The organism is Roseateles sp. P1_C6 (assembly GCF_056406315.1).
Genome location: NZ_JBFUAK010000002.1, coordinates 593,844 through 607,162, shown reverse-complemented (window position 1 = coordinate 607,162; position 13,319 = coordinate 593,844). Strand labels below are relative to the sequence as shown.

General features: G+C 64.5%; 13 protein-coding genes. All 13 read right to left on the bottom strand.

Annotated elements, in window-relative coordinates:
* Nucleotides 1–4: 4 nt before the first annotated feature.
* From AC1D29_RS05805 to AC1D29_RS05745, 13 genes are read right to left on the bottom strand one after another with little or no spacing between them, the layout of a single operon-like run.
* Entirely contained in the window at nucleotides 5–1,480 is a 1,476-nt protein-coding gene (locus AC1D29_RS05805) for an NADH-quinone oxidoreductase subunit M (RefSeq protein ID WP_477895081.1), read from the bottom strand.
* A 21-nt stretch (nucleotides 1,481–1,501) separates the two neighbouring features.
* On the bottom strand, nucleotides 1,502–3,547 hold the full coding sequence (gene nuoL, locus AC1D29_RS05800) for an NADH-quinone oxidoreductase subunit L (protein ID WP_477895079.1): 2,046 nt from the start codon (nucleotides 3,545–3,547) through the stop codon (nucleotides 1,502–1,504).
* A 12-nt stretch (nucleotides 3,548–3,559) separates the two neighbouring features.
* Nucleotides 3,560–3,898 carry an NADH-quinone oxidoreductase subunit NuoK gene (gene nuoK, locus AC1D29_RS05795; protein WP_477895078.1) on the bottom strand — a complete coding sequence of 113 codons (339 nt, stop codon included), beginning with the start codon at nucleotides 3,896–3,898 and terminating at the stop codon, nucleotides 3,560–3,562.
* A complete protein-coding gene (locus tag AC1D29_RS05790) occupies nucleotides 3,895–4,539 on the bottom strand; it encodes an NADH-quinone oxidoreductase subunit J (RefSeq protein WP_477895076.1) in 645 nt (214 codons plus the stop codon). The genes nuoK and AC1D29_RS05790 overlap by 4 nt, the downstream gene beginning before the upstream one ends.
* A gap of 54 nt (nucleotides 4,540–4,593) precedes the next feature.
* Nucleotides 4,594–5,082, bottom strand: coding sequence for an NADH-quinone oxidoreductase subunit NuoI (gene nuoI, locus AC1D29_RS05785; RefSeq protein ID WP_477895074.1), 489 nt, complete (start codon nucleotides 5,080–5,082; stop codon nucleotides 4,594–4,596).
* Nucleotides 5,083–5,092: 10 nt separating this feature from the next.
* Nucleotides 5,093–6,190, bottom strand: a complete 1,098-nt coding sequence (gene nuoH, locus AC1D29_RS05780; RefSeq protein ID WP_477895072.1) for an NADH-quinone oxidoreductase subunit NuoH — start codon at nucleotides 6,188–6,190, stop codon at nucleotides 5,093–5,095.
* Between the two features lie 14 nt (nucleotides 6,191–6,204).
* The gene (nuoG, locus tag AC1D29_RS05775) at nucleotides 6,205–8,511 is read right to left on the bottom strand and encodes an NADH-quinone oxidoreductase subunit NuoG (protein ID WP_477895070.1); all 2,307 of its coding nucleotides are present in this window, start codon (nucleotides 8,509–8,511) and stop codon (nucleotides 6,205–6,207) included.
* A gap of 20 nt (nucleotides 8,512–8,531) precedes the next feature.
* On the bottom strand, nucleotides 8,532–9,872 hold the full coding sequence (nuoF, locus tag AC1D29_RS05770; RefSeq protein WP_477895068.1) for an NADH-quinone oxidoreductase subunit NuoF: 1,341 nt from the start codon (nucleotides 9,870–9,872) through the stop codon (nucleotides 8,532–8,534).
* A gap of 8 nt (nucleotides 9,873–9,880) precedes the next feature.
* Nucleotides 9,881–10,381 (bottom strand): NADH-quinone oxidoreductase subunit NuoE family protein, encoded by a 501-nt coding sequence (locus AC1D29_RS05765; protein WP_477895066.1) that lies wholly within the window; start codon nucleotides 10,379–10,381, stop codon nucleotides 9,881–9,883.
* Nucleotides 10,378–11,631: an NADH-quinone oxidoreductase subunit D gene (locus AC1D29_RS05760; RefSeq protein WP_477895064.1), complete on the bottom strand. Its 1,254-nt coding sequence runs from the start codon at nucleotides 11,629–11,631 to the stop codon at nucleotides 10,378–10,380. Before AC1D29_RS05760 ends, AC1D29_RS05765 begins: the two co-directional genes overlap by 4 nt.
* 5 nt (nucleotides 11,632–11,636) lie before the next feature.
* Nucleotides 11,637–12,233 (bottom strand): NADH-quinone oxidoreductase subunit C, encoded by a 597-nt coding sequence (locus tag AC1D29_RS05755; RefSeq protein WP_477895062.1) that lies wholly within the window; start codon nucleotides 12,231–12,233, stop codon nucleotides 11,637–11,639.
* Between the two features lie 10 nt (nucleotides 12,234–12,243).
* On the bottom strand, nucleotides 12,244–12,720 hold the full coding sequence (locus AC1D29_RS05750) for a NuoB/complex I 20 kDa subunit family protein (protein ID WP_046113908.1): 477 nt from the start codon (nucleotides 12,718–12,720) through the stop codon (nucleotides 12,244–12,246).
* 30 nt (nucleotides 12,721–12,750) lie between these two features.
* Entirely contained in the window at nucleotides 12,751–13,110 is a 360-nt protein-coding gene (locus tag AC1D29_RS05745) for an NADH-quinone oxidoreductase subunit A (protein WP_056196915.1), read from the bottom strand.
* Nucleotides 13,111–13,319: the final 209 nt, after the last annotated feature.

The window sequence follows — 13,319 nt, the reverse complement described above, 5'->3', positions numbered from 1 at the left end:
GAACTCAGGCCGGGATCTTGCTGAGCGCGACGTGCTTGAGCAGCTCGGTGACCGAGTTGTGCATCACGTCCGTGAAGGGCTTGGGATAGACGCCCATGTAGAGCGTCGCGACGGCCAGCAGGCCGAGCATGACGAACTCGCGGGTGTTGATGTCCGTCAGCGCGCGCACGTCATCGTTGGCGATGTCGCCGAAATAGACGCGCTTGATCATCCACAGCGTGTACGCGGCGCCGAAGACCAGCGCCGTGGCGGCGATGGCGCCCAGCCAGAAATTGGCGCCCACGGTGCCGAGGATGACCATCCACTCGCCGACGAAGCCGGCCGTGGCAGGCAGGCCGCAGTTGGCCATGCCGAAGAACACGGCAAAGGCGGCGAACGTGGGCATGGTGTTGACCACGCCGCCGTAGGACGCGATCTCACGCGAATGCACACGGTCGTAGAGCACGCCGATGCACAGGAACATCGCGCCCGACACGAAGCCGTGCGAGATCATCTGCACGAGGCCGCCGGACACGCCCAGCTCATTGAAGACGAAGAAGCCCAGCGTCACGAAGCCCATGTGCGCGATGGACGAGTAGGCCACCAGCTTCTTCATGTCCTTCTGCACCAGCGCAACCAGGCCGATGTAGACGACGGCGATCAGCGACATCGCGATGATGAGCCAGGCCCATTCACGCGCGGCGTCCGGGGCGATCGGCAGCGAGAAACGCAGGAAGCCGTAGCAGCCCAGCTTCAGCATGATGGCCGCCAGCACGACGGAGCCGCCGGTCGGCGCCTCGACGTGGGCGTCGGGCAGCCACGTGTGCACCGGCCACATCGGCACCTTCACCGAGAACGCGGCCAGGAAGGCGAAGAACAGATAGGTCTGCGCCGAGCCCGTCAGCGGCAGCTTGTGCCAGGTCTGGATGTCGAAGCTGCCGGCCGACTGGTAGTACAGGTACAGCAGCGCGATCAGCATGAGCAGCGAGCCGGCCAGCGTGTACAGGAAGAACTTGAAGGCTGCGTAGACGCGGTTCGGGCCGCCCCAGACGCCGATGATGATGTACATCGGGATCAGCGTGGCCTCGAAGAACACGTAGAACAGCATGCCGTCCAGCGCCGAGAACACGCCCACCATCAGGCCCGACAGGATCAGGAACGCGCCCATGTACTGGTTGACGCGCGTCTCGATGACCTCCCAGGCCGAGATGACGACGATGACCGTGATGAACGCCGTCAGCGGCACGAACCACATCGAGATGCCATCCACGCCCAGGTGGTAGCGGATGTTGAAGCGGTCGATCCAGGGCTGGTTCTCGACGAACTGCATCGCAGCCGTCGTCGTATCGAAACCGGTAACCAGCGGGACGGTGACGAGAAAGCTCGCCACGGCCGCCACCAGCGCCAACCAGCGCACGGCGTGCTTCTGGTCATCACGCCCGATCGCCAGCAGCAAGGCGCCGCAGACGATGGGCAGAAAAATCGCAAGACTCAGCAACATTCTTGTTCTCCGCCTCGTCGCTCAGAACCCGAACAGGGCCGTGAACTGGGGCTTGATATAGGGCCACAGCTGCCAGGTCATCAGTCCCATGACGCCAAGGATCATGACGAGGGCGTACCAGTACAGATAGCCGCTCTGCAGGCGACGCACCAGGCCGGCGATGCCGCCCACCGTGCGGGCCGAGCCGTTGATGATGAGACCGTCGATCAGCGCACCGTCGCCGCCCTTCCACAGGCCGGTACCGAGGGCACGCGCCAGGCGGGCCAGCACGTTCTCGTTGAACCAGTCCATGAAGTACTTGTTCTCAAGCACGATGATCAGCGGGCGCAGCACGCGGGCCAGCGTCGCCGGGATGCTGGGGGCGACCATGTAGAACACATAGGCCGTGACGACACCGCCCAGCGCCAGCCAGAACGGCAGCGTGGTCAGGCCGTGCAGCGCCATGGCAGCAGCACCGTGGAACTCTTCCTTCAGCTCTTCCATCGCCGGGTGGGCGTGCAGGTTGACGAGGATCGCGTCCTTGAAGAAGTCGCCGAACAGCATCGGCTGGATCGTCAGGAAGCCGATGACGACCGACGGAATGGCCAGCAGCACCAGCGGCACCCAGACAACGGCCGGCGACTCGTGCGGCGTGTGCGCATGCGCATCGTGGCCATGGTCGTCGTCGTGATGGTCGTGTTCGCCCGGGAAGGGCTTGTGGTGGAAGTTCTCCTTGCCGTGGAAGACCAGGAAGTACATCCGGAACGAATAGAAAGCCGTCACGAATACGCCGGCGATGACGGCGAAGTAGGCGAAGTGCGCAGCCGGCAGATGGCTGGCGTGCACGGCCTCGATGATCGAGTCCTTGGAATAGAAACCCGAGAACAGCGGCGTGCCGATCAGCGCCAGCGAACCCAGCAGCGACGTGATCCACGTGATGGGCATGTACTTGCGCAGGCCGCCCATGTTGCGGATGTCCTGGTCGTGGTGCATGCCGATGATGACGGAACCCGCGCCGAGGAACAGCAGCGCCTTGAAGAAGGCATGCGTCATCAGGTGGAACACGGCGACCGAGTAGGCCGAGGCACCCAGCGCCACGGTCATGTAGCCGAGCTGCGACAGCGTGGAGTACGCGACGACGCGCTTGATGTCGTTCTGGATGATGCCGAGGAACCCCATGAACAGCGCCGTGATCGCGCCGATGATCATGACGAAGTTCAGCGCCGTGTCGCTCAACTCGAACAGCGGCGACATGCGCGCCACCATGAAGATGCCGGCCGTCACCATCGTCGCCGCGTGGATCAGCGCGGAGATGGGCGTCGGGCCTTCCATCGAGTCCGGCAGCCAGACGTGCAGCGGGAATTGCGCCGACTTGCCCATCGCGCCGATGAACAGGCAGATGCAGGCGACCGTCAGCATGGCCCAGTCGGTGCCCGGGAAGACCATCTGCGACAGGATTTCGGACTTCGCGAAGATCTCCGCGTAGTTCAGCGAACCACCGAAGGCCACCAGCAGGCCGATGCCCAGGATGAAGCCGAAGTCACCGACACGGTTGACCAGGAAGGCCTTCATGTTGGCGAAGATGGCCGTCGGCTTTTTGTACCAGAAGCCGATCAGCAGGTAGGACACCAGGCCCACCGCTTCCCAGCCGAAGAACAGCTGCAGCATGTTGTTGCTCATGACCAGCATCAGCATGCTGAACGTGAACAGCGAGATGTACGAGAAGAAGCGCTGGTAGCCGTCGTCCTCTTCCATGTAGCCGATGGTGTAGATGTGCACCATCAGCGACACGAAGGTCACGACCACCATCATCATCGCCGTCAGGCCGTCGATGAGGAAGCCGACCTCCATCTTCAAGGGGCCGAGCGTCATCCACTCGTAGATGGTGGCGTTGAAGCGCGCGCCATCGACAGCCACGCTGTACAGCGTCTGGGCCGACAGGATGAAGGCGATCAGCACGCCGAGGATGGTGACGATGTGCGAGCCGCGGCGGCCCACCGTCTTGCCGAAGAAGCCGGCGACGATGGCGCCCGCGAGCGGTGCCAGCGGCACCGTCAACAGCAGGTTCTGGGAGAGTTGTGCAGACATCTTGTTGTGTCCTCAGCCCTTGAGGGCGTCGAGTTCCTCGACGTTGATGCTGGCTCGGTTGCGGAACAGCACGACCAGGATGGCCAGGCCGATGGCCGACTCGGCCGCCGCGACGGTCAGGATGAAGAACACGAAGACCTGGCCGCCCATGTCGCCCAGGTAGTGCGAGAAGGCGACGAAGTTCAGGTTGACCGCCAGCAGCATCAGTTCGATGGCCATCAGCAGCACGATCAGGTTCTTGCGGTTCAGGAAGATGCCGATCACCGACAGCGCGAACAGCATCGCGCCCAGCGTCAGGAAGTGGCCCAGGGTCAAGCCACTCAGGCCGCTCAGTCCAGCAAAGCCGGTCATGCCTGGCCTCCTTCGGTGGGTGCGGCAGGGGGAGCCGGCGGCGTGGCGACGGTGGGCGCCATCTTGACGATCTTCAGGCGCTGGGCCTTGGTGACCTTGACCTGCTCGGACGGGTTCATGGCGCGCGAGTCCTTGCGGCGGCGCAGCGTCAGCGCGATGGCCGCGACGATGGCGACCAGCAGCAGCACGGCCGCGATCTGCAACGGGTACAGGTAGCTGGTGTAGATCTCGATGCCCAGCAACTTGGTGTTGCCCATCCTCACCTGCTCGGCGGTGGCCACCGGCGCGTCGGCCAGCTGGAAGCCGCCCATCAGCACGATGCCCATCTCGAAGGCGATCAGCGCGCCGATGACGGCGGCGACGGGCAGGTTCTTCCAGAAGCCCTCACGCATGCTGTCCGTGTTCAGGTCCAGCATCATGACGACGAACAGGAACAGCACCATGACGGCGCCGATGTAGACGAGCACCAGCGCGATCGCCAGGAACTCGGCCTTCAGCAGCATCCAGATGCAGGACGCCGTGAAGAACGACAGGATCAAGAACAGCGCGGCATGCACGGTGCTGCGCGCCGTGATGACGCGGAACGAACTCACCAGCAGGATGCCGGAGAAGACGTAGAAAAGGATGGTCGTGATGTCCATGGGTATCCAGGCCAGCTGAGCTGGACCGCCGGGCGCCTCGCGGCGCCACAGCAATCAGCGGTACTTGGCGTCGGCCTCCTTTTGGGCTGCGATTTCGGCCTCGTACTTGTCACCGACCGCCAGCAGCATGTCCTTGGTGAAGTACAGGTCGCCGCGCTTCTCGCCGTGGTATTCGAAGATGCTCGTCTCGACGATGGAGTCCACCGGGCAGCTCTCCTCGCAGAAGCCGCAGAAGATGCACTTGGTGAGGTCGATGTCGTAGCGCGTCGTGCGGCGGCTGCCGTCGGCACGCACATCGCTTTCGATGGTGATGGCCATCGCGGGGCAGACGGCCTCGCAGAGCTTGCAGGCGATGCAGCGCTCTTCACCGTTCTCGTAACGGCGCAGCGCATGCAGGCCCCGGAAGCGCGGCGACAGCGGCGTCTTCTCCTCGGGGAACTGGACGGTGATGTTGCGCGACAGGAAGTGCCTGCCGGTGAGCTTCATCCCCTTAAGCAGTTCCCAGAGGAAGAAGGTCTTCGCGAAATTCGTGATTGCAGTCATGGGCGCCGCCTCACTTCCAGATGTTGAACGGCGTCTGCATCCAGGCACCGACAACGACCAGCCAGATCAGCGTGATGGGAATGAAGATCTTCCAGCCCAGACGCATGATCTGGTCGTAGCGGAAGCGCGGGAACGTGGCACGCACCCACAGGAACATCGTGACGACGAAGAAGGTCTTGCCGAACAGCCAGGCCCAGTTCCAGAACGCCATCGTGTGCTGGATGAAGCCCGGCGTGTCCATGCCGAACAGGCTCCAGGAGATCGGTGCGCTCCAGCCACCCAGGAACATGACGACGGCCAGCGCCGACACCAGGATCATGTTGGCGTACTCGGCCAGGAAGAACATCGCGAACGACATGCCCGAGTACTCGATCATGTGACCGGCGACGATTTCCGATTCGCCTTCGACGACGTCGAACGGGTGGCGGTTGGTCTCGGCCAGGCCCGAGATGAAGTAGACGATGAAGATCGGGAACAGCGGCAGCCAGTTCCATGACAGCAGCGGCACGCCATGCGACGCGAACCAGCCGCGCTCCTGCACCTGCACGACTTCCGTCATGTTCAGGCTGCCGGTCACCATCAGCACGACGACCAGCGCGAAGCCCATCGAGATCTCGTAGGAGACCATCTGCGCCGAGGCGCGCAGCGCGCCGAGGAAGGCGTACTTCGAGTTGGACGCCCAGCCGGCGATGATGACGCCGTAGACCTCGAGCGACGTGATCGCCATCAGGAACAACAGGCCGGCGTTGACGTTGGCCACGGCGGCATCCGGGCCGAAGGGCACGACGGCCCAGGCGGCCAGCGCCGGCATGATGGTCATGACCGGGCCGAGGAAGAACAGGCCCTTGCTGGCGGCGGCCGGCTTGATGATCTCCTTGAAGATCAGCTTGACCGCGTCGGCGATGGGCGTCAGCAGACCGTAGGGACCCACGCGGTTCGGACCCGGGCGGATCTGCGACCAGCCGATGGCCTTGCGCTCCCACAGCGTCAGGTAGGCCACGCAGCCCAGCAGCGGCAGGATGACCGCGACGATCTTCAGCAGGCTCCAGACCAGGGGCCACAAGCCCCCCAGCAGGGCAGCGCCGTTTTGGTAGAGAGAGTCGATCATTCTTGTCAGCTCCCTCAGACCTTGCTGATGTTGAGCGTGCCGAAGGCAGCACCCAGCGCGGCGGTTTGTGCGAGGCCGGCGGGCACGCGGGCCACGCCGTCGGGCAGACCGGTTTCGAGCCGGGCAGGCAGCTGGGCGGCGCCACCGTCCTGCACGACGCGCACCTGGTCGCCGTCTTGCAGACCCAGCTGTTGCCACAGCGCCGTGGGCAGACCGACCGTGGCGGCTTCGCGGCCGTCGGCGGTGAGCTGCAGCGACGTGGAGTTGCGCACCAGCGCATCGGTTGCATAGATCGGCAGGTTGGCGAAGCGCTCGACGCCCTCGCCTCGTGCCGCGGCCGTCGGCGTGGCGACCGTCGCGTTGCTCAGGCGGGCGGTGATGTCGCCCCCCAGCGCCTGCTCACGCACCTGCTCGGAGCTGTCCTGGTCGAAGCCCGGCAGGCCCAGCAGGTTGCCGAGCACGCGCAGCACCTTCCAGGCCGGACGCGTCTCGGCCAGTGGGCGCACGACACCCACGAAGCTCTGCAGGCGCCCTTCGGCGTTGACGAAGCTGCCGGAGGTCTCGGTGAACGGGGCAATCGGCAGCAGCACGTCGGCGTACTCAAGGCCGCTCTTGAACGGGCTCAGCACGACGACCATCTCGGCGGCGTCCAGCGACTTGGCAGCAGCCGCGGCATTGGCCGAGTCCAGCACCGGGTCGGTGTTCAGCAGCAGCGCGGCCTTCAGCGGCGTGCCGGTCAACATCTGCGCGGCGTTCAGACCGTCGATCTGCGGTTGTGCCTTGACGAGCTGTGCGCCGACCGTGTTCGCGGCTGCCGTCAGGTAGCCGACGCTCGCGCCAGTCTGCGCGCCAATCCACTGCGCCAGTGCCAGCAGGCTCGTGGCTTGCGGATGTTCGGCGGCAGCGTTGCCCAGCAGGATGGCCTTGCGTTGACCCGACGTCAGGCTGACGGCAATGGCCTTGGCCTCGTCGGTGGCGTTGCCAGCGAGCGGTGCGCCGGCGCCAATGGCGGCGGCCACGTCGGCCAGGGCTTGCACCCAGCCCGAAGGCGCCACGGAATGCGACGCGGCGAGCGGCAGCAGCCAGTCATCGTTGTTCACGCCGACGCGATGGACGGCAGCACCACGGCGCGCAGCGTGGCGCAGGCGGGCGGCGAACAGCGGGTGGTCCTTGCGCAGGTTGGAGCCGACGACCAGCGCACGGTCCAGTTCGGACAGGCTGGCGATGCTCGTGCCCAGCCAGCGCGCCTGGCCTGCCGACGCGGCATTGCCGAAGTCGCTGTGGCGCAGGCGGTGATCGATGTTGTCGCTGCCCAGGCCGCGCACGACCTGTGCGAGCAGATGCAGTTCTTCCACCGTGCTGTGGGCCGAGCCCAGTGCGCCGATGGCAGCCGCGCCGTGGTCAGCCTTGATGGACTTCAGGCCATTGGCGACGTACTCCAGCGCCGTCGTCCAGTCGACCTGCTTCCACGCGCCGCCCTGCTTGATCATGGGCGCGGTCAGGCGGGCGTCGCTGTTCAGCGCTTCGTAGCTGAAGCGGTCGCGGTCGGCGATCCAGCATTCGTTGACGTCTTCGTTCTCCAGCGGAACGACGCGCAGCACTTGATGGTTCTTGACCTGGACGACCAGGTTGGCACCGGTCGAGTCGTGCGGGCTGACGCTCTTGCGGCGCGACAGCTCCCAGGTGCGGGCGCTGTAGCGGAAGGGCTTGCTGGTCAACGCACCGACCGGGCAGATATCGATCATGTTGCCCGACAGCTCGGAGTCCACCGTGCGGCCGACGAAGGTCTGGATCTCGCTGTGCTCGCCGCGGTGAGCCATGCCCAGTTCCATCTGGCCGGCGATCTCCTGGCCGAAGCGCACGCAGCGGGTGCAATGGATGCAGCGGCTCATCTCCTCCATCGAGATCAGCGGGCCGACGTTCTTGTGGAAGACGACGCGCTTCTCCTCGGAGTAGCGGCTCTTGCCCGCGCCGTAGCCGACAGCCAGGTCCTGCAGCTGGCACTCGCCACCCTGGTCGCAGATGGGGCAATCCAGCGGGTGGTTGATCAGCAGGAATTCCATGACACCCTGCTGGGCCTTGAGCGCCTTGTCGCTCTTGGTGCGGACGATCATGCCTTGCGTGACCGGCGTCGCGCAGGCGGGCATGGGCTTGGGCGCCTTCTCCACGTCCACCAGGCACATGCGGCAGTTGGCCGCGATGCTCAGCTTCTTGTGATAGCAGAAGTGCGGGATGTAGGTGCCGGCCTTCTCGGCGGCATGCATGACCATGCTGCCTTCCTGGACCGAGACCTTCTGACCGTCGAGTTCGATTTCAACCATGGTGGTGTTTCTCTAGGCGCTCAGGTCGGAGCCACCAGGGGCTTCTTGTGTTCAATCAGGTGCACGAACTCGTGCTTGAAGTGCTTGATCATGGCGCGCACGGGCATCGCGGCCGCGTCGCCCAGCGCGCAGATCGTGCGGCCCTGGATGTTGTCGGCCACCGAGTTCAGCAGGTCGATGTCCTCTGCCCTGCCCTCGCCGTGATAGATGCGTTCCAGCACCCGGTGCATCCAGCCCGTGCCTTCGCGGCAAGGCGTGCACTGGCCGCAGGACTCGTGGGCGTAGAAGTAGGACAGGCGCAGCAGGCTCTGCACCGCGCAGCGCGTGTCGTCCATGACGATGACGGCGCCCGAGCCCAGCATGGAGCCGGCCTTGGCGATGGAGTCATAGTCCATCGTGCACTGCATCATCACTTCGCCAGGCAGCACCGGGGCGGACGAGCCGCCGGGGATGACGGCCTTCAGCGTGCGACCCTTGCGGACACCACCGGCCAGTTCCAGCAGCTTGCTGAACGGCGTGCCCAGCGGGATCTCGTAGTTGCCCGGGCGCTCCACGTCGCCAGACACCGAGAACAGCTTGGTGCCGCCGTTGTTGGGCTTGCCGATCTCGAGGTAGGCCTGGCCGCCGTTGCGGATGATCCAGGGCACCGCCGCGAAGGTCTCGGTGTTGTTGATCGTCGTGGGCTTGCCGTACAGGCCAAAGCTGGCCGGGAACGGCGGCTTGAAGCGCGGCTGGCCCTTCTTGCCTTCCAACGATTCCAGCAGCGCGGTTTCCTCGCCGCAGATGTAGGCGCCGAAGCCATGGTGGCCGTGCAGTTGGAAGCTGAAGCCCGAGCCCATGATCTTGTCGCCGAGATAGCCGGCGGCACGGGCTTCTTCCAGGGCCGCCTCGAAGCGCTCGTAGACCTCGAAGATCTCGCCGTGGATGTAGTTGTAGCCGACCGTGATGCCCATCGCGTAGGCGGCGATGGCCATGCCCTCGATGACCTGATGCGGGTTGAACATCAGCAGGTCGCGGTCCTTGCAGGTGCCCGGCTCGCCTTCGTCCGAGTTGCAGACGAGGTACTTCTGGCCCGGGAACTGGCGGGGCATGAAGCTCCACTTCAGGCCGGTCGGGAAGCCCGCGCCGCCGCGACCGCGCAGCGCCGAGGTCTTCACTTCGGCGATGACCTGGTCAGCGGTCATGCCTTCGCCGCCGTCAGCAGCAAGGATCTTCTTCAGCGCCGCATAGCCACCACGCGCTTCATAGTCCTTGATCGACCAGTTCTTGCCGTCCAGGTCCGCGTAGATCTGCGGCACGATGTGACGGCCGTGGAAGCAGGTCTCGGCGCCGGTGCTTTGGAATTTGGTGAGGTCCAGCATCGTCTTCCTCAGGCCTTCGCGGCTTCAGCGCGCAGCACGTCGACCAGCTCGTCGAGGCGGTCGTTCGTCATGAAGCTGCACATCTGACGGTCGTTGACCAGCATCACCGGCGAGTCGGCGCAGGCGCCCAGGCACTCGGTCTTCTGCACGGTGAACAGGCCGTCGGCCGTTGTGCCGCCCTGCTCGATACCGAGCTTGCTGCACAGATGGTCCAGTGCGTTCTGACCGTCACGCAACTGGCAAGGCAGGTTCGCGCAGACGCCCAGCTTGAACTTGCCGACCGGGCGCTGGTTGAACATGTTGTAGAACGTCGTCACCTCGTACACGGCGATGGGCGCCATGCCGAGATGAGCGGCGATCGCATCCTCGGCAGCGCGAGGCACAAAGCCTTCTTCCTGCTGCACGATGGCCAGGCAGGCCATGACGGCAGACTGGCGCAGCTCGTAGGGGTACTTGGCAACCTCGCGGTCGAAGCGCGCACGGGTGGCGTCTGAGAGTTGGTAGCTCATCGATCAATCTCGCCGAACACGATGTCCATGGTGCCGATGATGGCGACGGCGTCCGCGATCATGTGGCCGCGACCCATCTCGTCCAGCGCGGCCAGGTGGGCAAAGCCCGGCGCGCGGATCTTCAGGCGATACGGCTTGTTGGCGCCATCGCTGACCATGTAGATGCCGAACTCGCCCTTGGGGTGTTCAACGGCCGCATAGGCCTCGCCCTCGGGCACGTGGAAGCCTTCGGTGAAGAGCTTGAAGTGGTGGATCAGCTCTTCCATGTTGGACTTCATGTCCACGCGCGAAGGCGGCGCCACCTTGTGGTTGTCGGTGATGACCGGGCCGGGGTTGGCACGCAGCCAGGCCGAACACTGCTGGATGATGCGGTTGGACTGGCGCATCTCTTCCACGCGCACGACGTAGCGGTCGTAGGTGTCGCCATTGGTGCCGACCGGGATGTCGAAATCCATCTTGTCGTACACGTCATAGGGCTGTGTCTTGCGCAGGTCCCAGGCGATGCCCGAGCCGCGCAGCATGGCGCCGGTGAAGCCGAGGTTCAACGCCCGCTCGGGCGACACCACGCCGATGCCGACCGTGCGCTGTTTCCAGATGCGGTTGTCGGTCAGCAGCGTTTCGTAGTCGTCGACGTTCTTCGGGAAGCGCGCGCAGAAGTCGTCGATGAAGTCCAGCATCGAACCCTGGCGGTTCTCGTTCAACTGGGCGATCGCCTTGGCATTGCGGATCTTGCTGACCTTGTACTGCGGCATCACGTCCGGCAGGTCGCGGTAGACGCCGCCCGGACGGAAGTAGGCCGCGTGCATGCGCGCGCCCGAAACGGCTTCATACAGGTCGAACAAGTCCTCACGCTCGCGGAAGCAGTAGATGAGGATGTTCATCGCACCGCAGTCCAGGCCGTGACAGCCCAGCCAGAGCAGGTGGTTCAGCAGTCGAGTGATTTCGGCAAACATCACGCGGATGTACTGCGCGCGGATCGGCACCTCGATGCCCAGCATCTTCTCGATGGCCAGGCAGTAGGCATGCTCGTTGGCCATCATCGACACGTAGTCGAGGCGGTCCATGTAGGGCAGCGACTGGATGTAGGTCTTGCTCTCGGCCAGCTTCTCGGTCGCGCGGTGCAGCAGGCCGATGTGCGGGTCGGCGCGCTGGATGACTTCGCCGTCCAGTTCCAGCACCAGGCGCAGCACGCCGTGGGCGGCCGGGTGTTGCGGACCGAAGTTGAGGGTGTAGTTCTTGATTTCGGCCATGGTGTTCAGAGCCCGCCGTACTTGTCTTCGCGAATGATTCGCGGCGTGATCTCGCGCGGCTCGATGCTGACCGGCTGATAGATGACGCGTTTCTGTTCGGCGTCGTAGCGCATCTCGACATGGCCCGACACCGGGAAGTCCTTGCGCATCGGGTGGCCGATGAAGCCGTAGTCCGTCAGGATGCGGCGCAGGTCATCGTGGCCGTCGAAGATGACGCCGTACATGTCAAAAGCTTCGCGCTCGAACCAGTTGGCCGAGCTCCACACGCCGGTGACCGAAGCCACGGCGGGGAAGTCGTCGTCGGTGGCGAACACCTTCAGGCGCAGGCGCCAGTTCTTGCTGACCGACAGCAGGTGGCTGACGATGGCGTAGCGCTGGCCTTCGTAGCCGCCGTTGCCGAAGTCGCTGTAGTCAACGCCGCACAGGTCGATCAACTGCTCAAGCTTGAGCTCGGGGTGGTCGCGCAGCGTCGTCGCCACGCCGAGGTAGTCGGCCGCGCGCACGGTCAGCGTCAGTTCGCCCAGGGCGGACTGAAGCGAGACGACGCGCTCGCCGAAGATGGCGCCAATCTGCTGGGCCAGGGTTTCGAGATTCAGGCTCATACCTTGACGCTCAGCGGGCAATGGTGTTTTCGCGGCGGATCTTGGCCTGCAGTTGCAGGATGCCGTAGAGCAGCGCCTCGGCCGTCGGCGGGCAGCCGGGCACGTAGACGTCCACCGGCACGATGCGGTCGCAGCCGCGCACGACAGAATAGCTGTAGTGGTAGTAACCGCCACCGTTGGCGCAGGAGCCCATGGACAGCACCCAGCGCGGTTCGGCCATCTGGTCGTAGACCTTGCGCAGCGCCGGTGCCATCTTGTTGCACAGCGTGCCGGCCACGATCATCAGATCCGACTGGCGCGGGCTCGGGCGGAACAGCATGCCGAAGCGGTCGATGTCGTAGCGCGCGGCACCCGCATGCATCATCTCGACGGCGCAACAGGCCAGGCCGAACGTCATCGGCCACAGCGAGCCGGTCTTGGACCAGTTGATGAGCTTGTCGACCGATGTGGTGACAAAGCCCTCTTTCAGGACGCCTTCAATACCCATATCGAATTCCCAGCGTGTTTGGCTTGGCGTTCATTCCCAATCCAGGGCGCCTTTTTTCCATTCGTAGGCGAAGCCGACGACCAGAATGCCGAGGAAGATCATCATGGCCCAGAAGCCCGTCGCACCGATTTCCTTGAGCGCCACGGCCCAGGGAAACAGGAAGGCAATTTCCAGGTCGAAAAGAATGAACAGAATCGCGACGAGGTAGTAGCGCACATCGAATTTCATGCGCGCGTCTTCAAAGGCCTCAAAGCCGCATTCGTAGGGGGAGTTCTTGGCCGCGTCGGGCCGATTGGGGCCGAGCAGCGCGCCGAGCACCTGAGGTGCAATCCCGACTACTGCGCCGACCAAGATGAAGAGGATGACGGGCAGATATTGATCGAGATTCATCGTGGCATTCCCGGGCCGGCTAAGACTTCGTCAAACGTGACCGCTGGACAAGCCGACCACAAAAGCAAACAGGCGCGCCACCAGCGAATCGATTGATGTCGCTCGCGGATCGCGCCCGCCTTGAACCTTGCCTCCATCGACCCAGCTTCAGGCTGGGCGACCTTGGCGACAGGCCGCTCTGGCTGCTGATTCCCGCATCAGGACCAACG